General features: G+C 51.8%; 11 protein-coding genes and 1 pseudogene. 11 read left to right on the top strand and 1 reads right to left on the bottom strand.

Features of this window, described 5'->3' with window-relative positions:
• Positions 1-103: 103 nt before the first annotated feature.
• The 11 genes and pseudogenes from ACM6I7_RS25215 to ACM6I7_RS25265 all read left to right on the top strand — a co-directional run.
• Positions 104-382 carry a hypothetical protein gene (locus ACM6I7_RS25215; protein WP_027612423.1) on the top strand — a complete coding sequence of 93 codons (279 nt, stop codon included), beginning with the start codon at positions 104-106 and terminating at the stop codon, positions 380-382.
• 152 nt (positions 383-534) lie between these two features.
• Positions 535-831, top strand: a complete 297-nt coding sequence (ihfB, locus tag ACM6I7_RS25220; protein WP_003189779.1) for an integration host factor subunit beta — start codon at positions 535-537, stop codon at positions 829-831.
• Between the two features lie 27 nt (positions 832-858).
• Positions 859-1,098, top strand: coding sequence for a lipopolysaccharide assembly protein LapA domain-containing protein (locus ACM6I7_RS25225; protein ID WP_225135894.1), 240 nt, complete (start codon positions 859-861; stop codon positions 1,096-1,098).
• A 224-nt stretch (positions 1,099-1,322) separates the two neighbouring features.
• Positions 1,323-2,399 carry a dTDP-glucose 4,6-dehydratase gene (gene rfbB / locus ACM6I7_RS25230; protein ID WP_282412744.1) on the top strand — a complete coding sequence of 359 codons (1,077 nt, stop codon included), beginning with the start codon at positions 1,323-1,325 and terminating at the stop codon, positions 2,397-2,399.
• Positions 2,396-3,289 carry a dTDP-4-dehydrorhamnose reductase gene (gene rfbD / locus ACM6I7_RS25235; protein WP_414889467.1) on the top strand — a complete coding sequence of 298 codons (894 nt, stop codon included), beginning with the start codon at positions 2,396-2,398 and terminating at the stop codon, positions 3,287-3,289. The genes rfbB and rfbD overlap by 4 nt, the downstream gene beginning before the upstream one ends.
• On the top strand, positions 3,286-4,176 hold the full coding sequence (gene rfbA / locus ACM6I7_RS25240; RefSeq protein WP_123534800.1) for a glucose-1-phosphate thymidylyltransferase RfbA: 891 nt from the start codon (positions 3,286-3,288) through the stop codon (positions 4,174-4,176). The genes rfbD and rfbA overlap by 4 nt, the downstream gene beginning before the upstream one ends.
• Positions 4,177-4,229: 53 nt before the next feature.
• Positions 4,230-5,153, top strand: a complete 924-nt coding sequence (locus ACM6I7_RS25245; RefSeq protein WP_282412741.1) for a glycosyltransferase — start codon at positions 4,230-4,232, stop codon at positions 5,151-5,153.
• Entirely contained in the window at positions 5,150-6,109 is a 960-nt protein-coding gene (locus tag ACM6I7_RS25250) for a UDP-glucose 4-epimerase family protein (protein WP_414889468.1), read from the top strand. Before ACM6I7_RS25245 ends, ACM6I7_RS25250 begins: the two co-directional genes overlap by 4 nt.
• Positions 6,106-7,128: an MraY family glycosyltransferase gene (locus ACM6I7_RS25255; RefSeq protein ID WP_414889469.1), complete on the top strand. Its 1,023-nt coding sequence runs from the start codon at positions 6,106-6,108 to the stop codon at positions 7,126-7,128. Before ACM6I7_RS25250 ends, ACM6I7_RS25255 begins: the two co-directional genes overlap by 4 nt.
• Positions 7,129-7,469: 341 nt before the next feature.
• Positions 7,470-9,374: a glycosyltransferase family 2 protein gene (locus tag ACM6I7_RS25260; protein ID WP_414889470.1), complete on the top strand. Its 1,905-nt coding sequence runs from the start codon at positions 7,470-7,472 to the stop codon at positions 9,372-9,374.
• Between the two features lie 218 nt (positions 9,375-9,592).
• Positions 9,593-10,356, top strand: a pseudogene (locus ACM6I7_RS25265) (IS66 family transposase); the annotation flags it as partial.
• A 473-nt stretch (positions 10,357-10,829) separates the two neighbouring features.
• On the opposite strand, the gene ACM6I7_RS25270 reads toward ACM6I7_RS25265, so the two are convergent.
• On the bottom strand, positions 10,830-11,606 hold the full coding sequence (locus tag ACM6I7_RS25270; protein WP_414889471.1) for a glycosyltransferase family 2 protein: 777 nt from the start codon (positions 11,604-11,606) through the stop codon (positions 10,830-10,832).

Consider the following 11,606-nt stretch of genomic DNA (forward strand, 5'->3'; position numbering starts at 1 on the left):
TTCAGCGGGTTGTCTGTTTCTTTAATCGGATCAATCGCCTATTCGCGACTAAGCTGGGTATTAGTCGTGCGGTAGTCGGGCGTTGCCTGGCATAAGGAAGTGGATGAACAGATTTATTGTCTTGATCGCGGTGTTGGTACTGGCTGGCTGCACCACAAGTGCCAAGACGCATGCCGTGCGTGGCGTCAGCGGTATCGAGATCGACTGCTCTGGCCTGGGTTCGGGGTGGGAGAAATGCCAAAAGCGCGCAGCGAAGGAGTGCAAGGGCGCGGGTTACAGGGTAATCACACGATCTGATCAGGCCAAGGATGAAGATGAATATCCGTTTGGCTTCAATCCCGCAGGCTACGTCACTCGAACCATGCTGGTCATGTGCCGTTGAGTGTGTACTGCTTCGGCTTGTGCTTTTGTGCACTGAAAACAGGCGTTTCAGCGCCAAGGAAGATATGTCAATCCCTGGGCTGTTCAAAATCTTCCGGGCGTGCTAAAACCTTTCAAGCGCTGATCTAGCTGCTTGAAAAAGAAGGGAAAAATATGACGAAGTCGGAGTTGATCGAACGAATTGTCACCCATCAAGGGCTACTCTCATCCAAGGATGTGGAGCTGGCCATCAAGACCATGCTTGAACAAATGTCCCAATGTCTGGCCACTGGTGATCGCATCGAGATCCGTGGGTTTGGCAGCTTCTCCCTGCACTATCGTGCGCCGCGCGTCGGGCGCAATCCAAAGACTGGTCAGTCGGTTAGTCTCGACGGCAAATTCGTTCCGCATTTCAAGCCGGGTAAGGAGTTGCGTGATCGGGTGAATGAGGAAGAGGAGGAGGGGGTTTGACAGTCGCTACCTTACAAGGAGTTATTCATGCGTAACCTCAAGCGCATACTTCTTGGTGTTTTTATTCTGCTGCTGGTGTTGGTGATTCTGGCGTTTGTGCTTGAGAATCAGCAGTCGGTATCGTTGTTGTTTCTGGGTTTGTCTGGTCCGCAGTTGCCGGTATCACTTGTCGTGGTTTTGGCATTGCTCATCGGTATGTTGATTGGCCCAATACTCGGCTGGTTTCTGGGGCGTCCGTCCAAAGCTGCGCGCAAGCGTCTTGTTTGAAAGCGACAGGCGCAGGGCGTCTGTCGAAATTGCGTCACAACCTATCCATATCCATTAGTAAAAGATTCATTAAGCTGTAAAATGCTACCTTTGTTCGATAGTGGCATATTCCCATATCGATTCAGACTGACTCTGACAGAAGCTTCGTTTTCTGCGGCTTTCGCATTCATGGATTAGACAGTGCTCGTCGGTGGCCTGTCTGCAGCTCAAGGGTATTGTTTCGCGTGAAAATTCTAGTAACCGGCGGCGCCGGGTTTATCGGCTCGGCAGTCATCCGTCATATCATTTCCAATACCGCCGACTCTGTCGTTAACGTTGATAAGCTGACTTACGCCGGCAATCTGGAATCTTTGGCGGAAGTCAGCCAAAACTCGCGTTATGCATTTGAGCGTGTCGATATTTGCGATCGTGATCAAATCGACCGCGTGCTACGTGAGCATCAACCGGATGCGATCATGCACCTGGCCGCAGAATCCCACGTGGATCGTTCGATCTCCGGTCCATCCGAGTTTATTCAGACCAATATCATCGGTACCTATACGCTACTTGAAGCGGCGCGCCACTATTGGGCTGCTCTGGATGATGCGCGTAAAGCCAACTTCCGTTTTCACCATATCTCGACTGACGAAGTGTATGGTGATCTGGAAGGTCCGGAAGATCTGTTCACAGAAACCACGCCTTATCAGCCAAGTTCGCCTTATTCGGCCAGCAAAGCCAGTTCCGACCACTTGGTTCGTGCTTGGGCGCGTACCTACGGTTTGCCGACATTGGTCACCAATTGCTCGAACAACTATGGACCGTACCACTTCCCTGAGAAGTTGATCCCGCTGATCATTCTCAACGCACTGGAAGGAAAGCCTCTCCCTGTTTACGGCAAAGGCAATCAGGTTCGTGACTGGCTGTATGTAGAAGATCACGCTCGTGCGTTGTACAAAGTCGTGACAGCAGGTGTGATCGGTGAGACTTACAACATTGGTGGTCACAACGAAAAGCAAAATATCGAAGTCGTGAACACCTTGTGTGCGCTGCTTGATGAGTTGCGTCCTGACTCTGCCCACCGTCCGCATGCAAGCCTGATAACCTACGTTCAGGACCGCCCGGGGCACGACCAGCGCTACGCAATTGATGCGAGCAAGATTCAGCGCGAGCTGGGCTGGACTCCGGAAGAAACCTTTGAAACGGGCATTCGTAAAACCGTTGAATGGTATCTGAGCAACACTGAGTGGGTCGCTCACGTGAAGAGCGGTACCTATCAACAGTGGATCGACCAGAATTACGCGGACCGCTCGAACAAGGCATGAAGATTCTACTGCTGGGCAAAAACGGTCAAGTAGGCTGGGAGCTGCAACGCTCCCTTGCTCCGCTTGGCGAGTTGGTCGCGCTGGATCGTCATCCGGTCGATGGACTGTGCGGCGACCTTTCCGATCTTGATGCGGTAAGCGCGACGATCCGCAAAATCATGCCTGATGTCATCGTTAATGCGGCCGCTTATACAGCAGTCGACAAGGCTGAATCCGATGTCGAGCATGCCTTTCTGGTAAACGGCCGTGCCAGTAAGGTGTTGGCCGAAGAAGCAAAAGCTCTAGATGCCTGGCTTGTGCATTATTCGACTGACTATGTGTTCAATGGCCAGGGTTCCAGTCCATGGCAGGAGACGGATGACGTCGCCCCGTTGAACCAGTACGGTGAAAGTAAGCTGGCAGGTGAGAAGGCGATTATCGCTTCGGGCTGCAAGTATCTGATCTTTCGTACAAGCTGGGTCTATGGCGCTCGCGGTAACAATTTTGCCAAAACCATGTTACGTCTGGCCAAAGATCGCGAAACGCTGAATGTCATCGCCGATCAGATCGGGGCGCCGACAGGGGCTGACCTCATTGCTGACGTCACGGCTTTGGCCGTTCGCCAGGCGAGCCAACAGCCGCAGCTCTCGGGTTTGTATCACTTGGTAGCCAGTGGTGAGGTGTCCTGGCATGGTTATGCAAGTCATGTAATCGCTTTCGCTAAGGCCAATGGCGAGCAACTTGCCGTAACAGCGGTCACCCCAATCGATACTGCAGCTTATCCCACTCCTGCGAAGCGGCCTCTGAATTCTCGTTTGAATACTCAGAAGTTGCGCGACAATTTTTCTCTACACTTGCCGGATTGGCAAAGTGGTGTAAACCGAATGCTTAGGGAAGTTCTGAACAAATGACCACGACGAATCGTAAAGGTATCATCCTCGCCGGCGGCTCGGGCACGCGCCTGCATCCGTTAACTCTCGGCGTATCCAAGCAGATGCTGCCAATATACGATAAGCCGATGATCTTCTATCCGCTGTCTGTATTGATGCTTGCAGGCATGCGTGAAATCCTGATTATCTCCACGCCTGAAGATTTGCCATGTTTCCGCAAGTTGCTGGGTGACGGTAGCCTGTATGGCATCCAGCTCACTTACGCTGAGCAGCCTAGTCCGGACGGTCTGGCTCAAGCCTTCATTATTGGTGAGGATTTCATTGGTACCGATCCTTGCTGCCTGATTCTGGGTGACAACATATTCTACGGGCAGCACTTCTCGGACAACCTCCGTTCCGCTAGCTCGCAACAGCAAGGGGCCACGGTATTTGGCTATCACGTTTCCGATCCGGAACGTTTTGGTGTAGTAGAGTTTGATAAAACCGGTCGGGCGCTGAGCATTGAAGAGAAGCCGCTCCAGCCGAAATCCAATTATGCGGTGACTGGGCTGTACTTCTACGACAATGATGTTGTCGAGATTGCCAAGAGCATCAAGCCGTCCGAGCGCGGCGAGCTGGAAATCACTGATGTTAACCGCGCCTACCTGGAGCGCAAGACGCTGAATGTCGAGATGCTCGGTCGCGGTTTCGCCTGGCTTGATACCGGCACTCATGACTCTCTGCTGGAAGCAAGTCACTTTGTGCACACCATTGAGCAACGCCAAGGCCTGAAGGTGGCGTGTCTGGAGGAGATCGCTTATAACAACGGCTGGATTACTGCTGCGCAACTGGGGATGCAAGCCGAGGCGCTGAAGAAAACAGGTTATGGTCAGTACTTGCAAAAGTTGCTGGACCTAAGCGCTCGTTGAGCCAAGACAATCCACTCGAATCCTTAGCGTCAATTAGTGCAAGCAGGAATGGCATGCCAGTTAGACTTCCAAAGGTTGCGGTTTTGCTGGCTGCCTACAACGGAATACAGTGGATCGAGGAGCAACTCGCCTCGATCCTGTGTCAATCAGGCGTTGAAGTCTCAATTCATATAAGCATTGATCCTTCCTCTGATGGTACAGAAGCGTGGTGCGCGGCGTTCGCCGCGAAACACCCACAGATTTTTCTCCTCCCGGATGCCGGAAAATTTGGAGGTGCGTCGCGCAATTTCTTTCGATTGATTCGTGACGTCGATTTCTCTCCTTATGACTTCATAGCGCTGGCTGACCAGGATGACATCTGGCATCCAGACAAGCTACGGCGTGCCACTTGTACGATTGATTCTCACCACGTTGATGCCTACTCCAGTAATGTCACCGCCTTCTGGCCGGATGGCAGGATCCATCTATTGGACAAGGCACAGCCTCAAGTTGCCTGGGATTTTCTATTTGAGGCAGCAGGTCCTGGATGCACTTATGTATTCAATAATCACTTTGCCGACGCCCTTAAAACTTCAGTAACAAATGACTGGGAAAAGCTGCAGAAGGTTCGCTTGCATGACTGGTACTGCTACGCCTTCGCTCGAAGTCATGGTTTTCGATGGTTCATCGACCCAGTGCCGACCATGGATTACCGCCAGCACGCAAACAATCAAGTGGGCGCCAATAAAGGCTTGAGCTCTTTGCTCGCACGTTACAAAACCATCCATGACGGTTGGTGGTTCAGTCAGGTGCGGATCATCGCGTTATTGGTAGGCAAGGGCGACCATCCGTTTGTACAGTCACGGCTGCAATTGAAGAGGTGCCAACTCATAAGGCTTTCTTTTGATGCCTGGCAGTGTCGGCGGCGGTTGCGCGACAAGGTATTGTTCTTTTTTGTCTGCTGGATGTTCGCGTTTTCAGGGAACCGATCTGAATGAGTTCAAAGGTGGTTGTGACGGGGGCAAGTGGCTTTATTGGCTGGGCGCTGGTCTCCAGGTTGTTACTTGATGGGAAATTTCAACCGATTGCGGCTGCACGGGATACGAACTGTGTGGCAGGACGCTGTTCTGGTGTGACTTTTGATCTGAGTGTACCGGGTGTTCTGCCGTTGCTTGATGATGTACGCGTAGTTGTCCACGCCGCTGCCAGGGTGCACGTCATGGACGAAACAGCGACCGATGCGCTGGCGATGTTTCGCAGCCTCAATGTCGATGGGACTATGAGGTTGGCAAGGCACGCTGCCGATTCAGGCGTCGCCCGGTTTATTTTCATCAGTTCCATCAAGGTCAACGGAGAAAGCACCGCGGCAGGGGAACCATTCACTGCCGATAGCGTGCCTGCTCCTGTTGATCCTTATGGTGTTTCCAAGTATGAAGCGGAAGAAAGTTTAAAGAAGCTGAGTCTTGAAACCGGTATGGAAGTCGTCATTATTCGTCCGCCTCTGGTCTACGGTCCGGGTGTCAAGGCCAACTTCCTCAGCATGATGCGATGGCTCAGCAAGGGGCTGCCATTGCCACTGGGTGCGATAGGAAACAAGCGTAGCCTGGTCGCAATCGGGAATCTGGTCGATCTGATTGTCACCTGCATCGAACATCCGGCCGCTGCAAATGAGACCTTTCTGGTGAGTGATGGTGACGACCTGTCAACCACACAGCTTTTGCGACATTTGTCGCGGGCGTTGGGTAAAAGGGCGTTGTTGATACCGGTACCGCAGAAATTGCTGATTTTCGTGGCTGGTCTGCTTGGCAGACAGTCGATTGCTCAGCGTATATGCGGCTCGCTTCAGGTCAATATTGAAAAAAACCTCGAAGTGTTGGGGTGGCGACCTCCCGTTAATGTGGATCAGGCCATGCTTCAAACCGCTCGCTATTACTTGGATGAGCAAACGAAATGAATGTTTGGTGGTTGTTACTGTCGGTTTTTCTATTGTCTTGGGCATTGACACTAATGTTTCGCCGTTACGCATTGGGGAGGAAGCTGATCGATGTACCAAATGAGCGAAGCTCTCACACGACGCCCACCCCGCGCGGTGGCGGTGTCGCGATAGTCTTTGCGTCCCTGATTGCTCTGCCAGCGTTGAAGCTGCTTGGGCTGATGACTGCGGAGTTGATGTACGGTCTGTTGGGTGGTGGGCTACTGGTTGCAGCTGTCGGTTTTGCTGATGACCATAATCACATTCCAGCAAGATGGCGACTCCTGGGGCATTTCGCTGCCGCCGGATGGGCACTTTTTTGGCTGGGAGGTCTTGCTCCCCTGTCTATTGCGAATATGACCGTGGATCTTGGCGTTGCGGGCATTGTGCTGGCTTTGATTTATCTCGTCTGGATGTTGAATCTTTACAACTTCATGGATGGTATCGATGGCCTTGCCAGTGCCGAAGCCATCTGTGCCTGTCTTGGTAGTTGTCTGATCTACGGTTTGACCGGTCATGTCGAGTTGGTGTGGGTTGCGTTGGCCCTGGCTGCCTCGGTCGGGGGATTTCTGTGTTGGAATTTTCCACCCGCGCGCATTTTCATGGGGGATGCAGGCAGTGGTTTCCTGGGGCTCGTTTTAGGCCTCATTGCCATTGATGCTGCGTGGCAATCAGGCGCTTTTCTCTGGAGTTGGTTGATTCTTCTGGGAGTTTTTATTGTTGACGCAACCTGGACGCTGGCGAGGCGCTTGCTCAGCGGTGAAAAGGTTTATGAGGCTCATCGGAGTCATGCATATCAGTACGCGGCTCGACGGTATGGCAGCCACAAAGTGGTGGTGTTTGCAGTCGTCGGCATAAATCTCTTATGGCTGACGCCTTTGGCTGTCGCTGTGGGAGTTGGGCTTGTGTCCGGTGTCATCGGTTTGGCTGTTGCTTATCTGCCCCTGATACTGATTGCGTGCGCATTGGGTGCGGGAAGGCGAGAGCAGCCCAAGGCTTAGGGATTGTTGATCGTTTACCGCCGCCGGGGTGCAAAGTAAGCGTCGATGATGACGCTATGATTCGCCCCCGCTGGATCAGATGGTTTGAGCAAAAGTAGCGCCTGCGTCAACAGATAATATGTGGCTGGTTGCGCAAAGTAATGGTTTCAGGTCCCGTAGCGCTAACGCGTTTACTGGGTTAGTGGGGACTTCTATGATTGATATTGAGTTACAGACCAATGGATAAAAATTGTAAAGCTTCTGATAGACCAGTCACACGAGCATTCACCAGGCCGCTGCGTATTCTTCGACGGGGGTTCTCTATAGGCTCCAATATAGTGCGTGCTGTGCTGCGAGGAGACGTGGCTACAGTTAGAGGCTATGCTCGAGCTGTGTATTTACGGGTGCCGTTTTTAAAGTTTGTGTGGTCGTTTTATACCTTTCAAAAAATGAAGCTGATGCGGGGCTTTCGTGATAAGACGTTTTCGAACGATAATATCAAGTCTTTGAATGCATTGTCTGACAAGCGGTTTTCCTATATGTCGGGCTTGGCTGCTGCTTCGGCGCTAACTGTTTTTCCGCCTATTGATATTTCGGTGGTTTCTTATAATAGCTCTCGCTGGATAAAAAAGTTTTTTGACTCTCTGGCGGCGCAAGAATATCCGCTGTCAAGTATTCACTTCAAAGTTGTTGATAATGGTTCCTCCGATAATACGGTGGAGCTATTTAAAGATTACTTGAGCTCGCACGGTAGTCTGTTCGCCAGCGTCGAGGTCATTCAGCAAGAGAACCTTGGTTTTGGCATGGGCCATGATCGTGCTATCCGCAAAGGTCAGTCGGATTATTGCCTGGTCGTAAATCTCGACCTCGAGTTCCTTCCGTGCTCAATCGTAAATGCCGTTACCGCAGCAGTTAATGATCGTGACCCAGCGTCGGCAAGCTGGGAGTTTCGCCAGGTGCCATTCGAACACCCGAAATATTATGACCCGGTCACGCTGGAAGCCAATTGGTCTTCACACGCCTGTATCCTACTGCGGCGTGATGCGTATATTCGCTGCGGTGGTTACGACCGTGCCATTTTCATGTATGGCGAAGACGTCGAATTTTCTTATAGATTGCGCTCCTACGGTTATGTACTGAAATACCTGCCAAATGCGGCGGTCATTCACCATACGTACGAAGAGGCTGGTGAAGTCAAACCATTGCAGTTCGCCGGTAGCGTCTTGGGCAATACCTATATTCGTCTGCGGTACGGCTCGAACGTCGATCGATGTGTGGCGTTGGCATTGTACGCAATCCTTTTTGTTTACCCGTCGCAATTCCCCGGTTCTAAAAAAATGTTGTGGCGCAACCTGCCAAAGTTGCTGAAAAATATACCGGGCTTTTTGAAGGGAAAGGGGCCCGCCACCGCAAGATTTCCGTTTCGTGGTTATGACTACGAACTTGTCAGGGATGGCGCGTTTTGGCAGGCGAAACCCTTTGACTCGGTGGCTGTAGTGCCTAAAGTCACGATCATTACACGTACTTATAGAGGCCGTGGGGTTTTTCTGCGGCAGGCGATGCAGAGTGTCTTTAATCAGACCTATCCGAATATCGAACTTATTGTTGCGGAAGACGGTGGGGATACTCAGCTTGAGCTGGTAGAGTCTGTAGCCAAGTACGCGCCTTCCCATCTCACTGTCAAGTTTTTGGATAATGAAAAGATAGGTCGCTCAGGTGTGGGTAATGCTGCAATGGCTGCAGCGTCGGGCGATTACTATATGTTCCTGGATGATGATGATCTGTTATTCGCGGATCACGTCGAAACGCTGATGCAATGCTTGGCAGCCGACGCAACGCTTGATGCTGCTTACAGTTTGGCTTTTGAAGTTGCTACCCACGTTAATGATGACAAAAGTCATTATGTCGAGGAGCTATTCTATACGCCTCCCGTGTTTCGCCAGGAATGGGACTATAAGGTCATGCAGCGCCATAACTTTATCCCTATCCAGTCCATCATGTTCAAGAAAGAACTGTACCAGCGTTGGGGTGGGTTTGATCTCGATCTGGATCAACTTGAAGACTGGAACTTGTGGCTTTGTTACGGATATGGCGCGCATTTCAAATATGTCGAAAAAACCACGTCACTTTTCCGAACACCTGCTGATTCAAGCGTTCGTGCCGATCGTCATGCTCTTTTACATGATGCATACGATATGGCAGTTAGAAGTGCTCAAGCGCGTATCGCGGCAAATACGAGAAGTTCGGATCAATCTTCTGGATACTAGCGCCCTGTTTTTAGAATAATTTACTCGCCCGCCTGTGAGGTCATCGCTTCACAGGCTTGCTGTATTGTAAGCGCTCCATGAGCCCCACATTCAAAGTCACCAGTTGGGCCTCCGATGCCGCGCTCCCGATTCCTTCGCGGAGCCAGCACCTCATAACGCGTACCGACGCAAAAGTCGAAAAAGTATATCTCTAGCCTAAGCACGTCGACGAAACGGTGGAAGAAGAGGTCGTTGCTCAGACTTAACGACGAGGCAAACGCAAGCCTATGCCCGCCGATCTCTCGTATCGAAGTCAGCCATGAAGTGTTCAAGCATGAACTGGCCTGTGCTGCGGCTGCCGTAAACACTGCATTGGCGAGGAAAGTCAGTAATCAGCTTGAGGTCGTGCCAATACATGCGTGATCAAACATATCCGCAAGCTCTACGGTTGCCGGGATTGCGACCCCCCCCCCCTCGGCCACCGCGGACAGTCCACCCAATTGATCGAAAAGAGTATGGTCGGCCCCAGCGTTTTGGTGATACTGCTGACCGCCAAATAAGTGTAAGCTTTACCGCTTTATCGTTTCGAAAAAGTACTGGGCCGCCATATCCAGTGTCGACCGTTTAGGCTGTTGATTACATGGGCGGCGCCAGTTTGTTGAGGCGCATAAGGTGCAGCCCAAAGGCAAAACCGGGTGTGCCGATATCGCCTTGAATCTGATCAACATGCTGTACGGTATCGAGCGAGATTTGAAAGAAGTCGACGATGAACATCGCTACGAAAGCCGACAGCAAAACAGCCTGCCGGTGTTGGTGCAGTTGCAAACATGGCTGGTGAAAACCCAGCCACAAGTGACGGCGCAAAGTGCACTAGGCAAAGTTAACAGCTACCTAGCCAGTAACTGATCAAGTTGCTACGTTGCATCAAAGCTGGTTAGTTGCCGATCGATAGCGCGCGATCAGGTCCTTCATTATCGGGTGCAAGAATTGGCTGTTCAGCAACATCAGCCCGCTAAGCGCGCCGCCTATTATGAATAGGGCCCCCCCCCGCACTGGATTGCTGTGATTGCGAAGCCATCGGCTGGGTCGCGAACTCGACCGGGTGCACCGGCGATGACGTTCGCGACTTGATGCTGGAATGTGTGGAGAAGCACTTTGGTGATCAACTGCCTGCAACGTCTGTGCAGTGGATCAGCGATAATGATCCGGCCTACATCGCCGAAAAGATCGCGGTTTTGCTCTACAGATCGGATTACAGCCTATGTAACCCCAGTGCGAAGCCCGAAGCCCGAAGCATGGCGGCATGCCGGAGAGCTTCGTGAAAACGGTCAGGCGAGGTTACGTGGCATCCATGCCAGCCGGATCGAGAAACGGGACAGCTCAACCTGGCAATTGCCTTCGAGCGTTACAACGAGCTGTCCCCACAGCGCCTTGATCTACCGTTCACCAGGGTGAGATAGGCGCTTGGCAGTTGCATCAACTCAATGGGTGGTTGGTGTCCGGTTTTGTAGAGGCGATTCCAGCTCGCCTGTCGAGCACATGTCTAAAGAAATGGGTTGGGTGTGCAATACACCCTGCAGCGATAGTTTGGCTGAGCAAGGACACCGATTTTGTTCTAATTGCGTGTGCAATTCCAGGCACAACCTTATGAATGGCGCCTTGATTCACCACCTCTATATTCCAACTCCAATCTTCGTAACCAATATTCTGTTTGAGGTTTGTCCCCGCATAGGGTGTCTTTCGAAGGAATTCGGCAGAGACGAAGGCGAGTGCTGTCCAAAGATTGGTGTACGCAAGGGTCGATATGTTGAACTGCGGCTCATCCATGTCTCCGTGCAAAAACAGATGCGCTCGAGCACCGAAGTAAACATTTACTTCAGGATGCCAGACAACCTGTCGTGGATCGTTTTCGGCGGCAGTGAAGGCTTCAACTAGCCATCTATCGGCCCATATATCGTCGGCGTCGAGGAAAGATATCCATTTCCCCGACGCTAGTGCCGCAGCCTTGTTCCGCGCAAACCCGAGGTCGCCCATATCCACCACTTCTACGCGGATGTCAGTACGCAAGTTGGCAAAGTTTTGAAAAACTTCCAATGTGAGCGGGTCGGGCTTGTCCAGTATAGCGATCAGCTCGACTTTTAAGCCCGCAAGGCGTGCGGTATCAGCGTTCCTTGCAAGGCTTCTGAGGGATGAGAGGGCCATAAGCCCTTCCGTATGACCATTGATAACGGCAGTTACGTCGAAAGTATGCAT

Source organism: Pseudomonas sp. IT-93MI4, assembly GCF_949767635.1.
Taxonomy (GTDB): Bacteria; Pseudomonadota; Gammaproteobacteria; order Pseudomonadales; family Pseudomonadaceae; genus Aquipseudomonas; species Aquipseudomonas putida_A.

Coding starts and splice junctions, on each gene's coding strand:
- ACM6I7_RS25250 (WP_414889468.1), top strand. CDS start 5,150: ATGAGTTCAAAGGTGGTTGTGACGGGGGCAAGTGGCTTTATTGGCTGG.
- ACM6I7_RS25225 (WP_225135894.1), top strand. CDS start 859: ATGCGTAACCTCAAGCGCATACTTCTTGGTGTTTTTATTCTGCTGCTG.
- ACM6I7_RS25270 (WP_414889471.1), bottom strand. CDS start 11,606: ATGCATACTTTCGACGTAACTGCCGTTATCAATGGTCATACGGAAGGG.
- ihfB (WP_003189779.1), top strand. CDS start 535: ATGACGAAGTCGGAGTTGATCGAACGAATTGTCACCCATCAAGGGCTA.
- ACM6I7_RS25215 (WP_027612423.1), top strand. CDS start 104: ATGAACAGATTTATTGTCTTGATCGCGGTGTTGGTACTGGCTGGCTGC.
- ACM6I7_RS25255 (WP_414889469.1), top strand. CDS start 6,106: ATGAATGTTTGGTGGTTGTTACTGTCGGTTTTTCTATTGTCTTGGGCA.
- rfbD (WP_414889467.1), top strand. CDS start 2,396: ATGAAGATTCTACTGCTGGGCAAAAACGGTCAAGTAGGCTGGGAGCTG.
- rfbA (WP_123534800.1), top strand. CDS start 3,286: ATGACCACGACGAATCGTAAAGGTATCATCCTCGCCGGCGGCTCGGGC.
- ACM6I7_RS25245 (WP_282412741.1), top strand. CDS start 4,230: ATGCCAGTTAGACTTCCAAAGGTTGCGGTTTTGCTGGCTGCCTACAAC.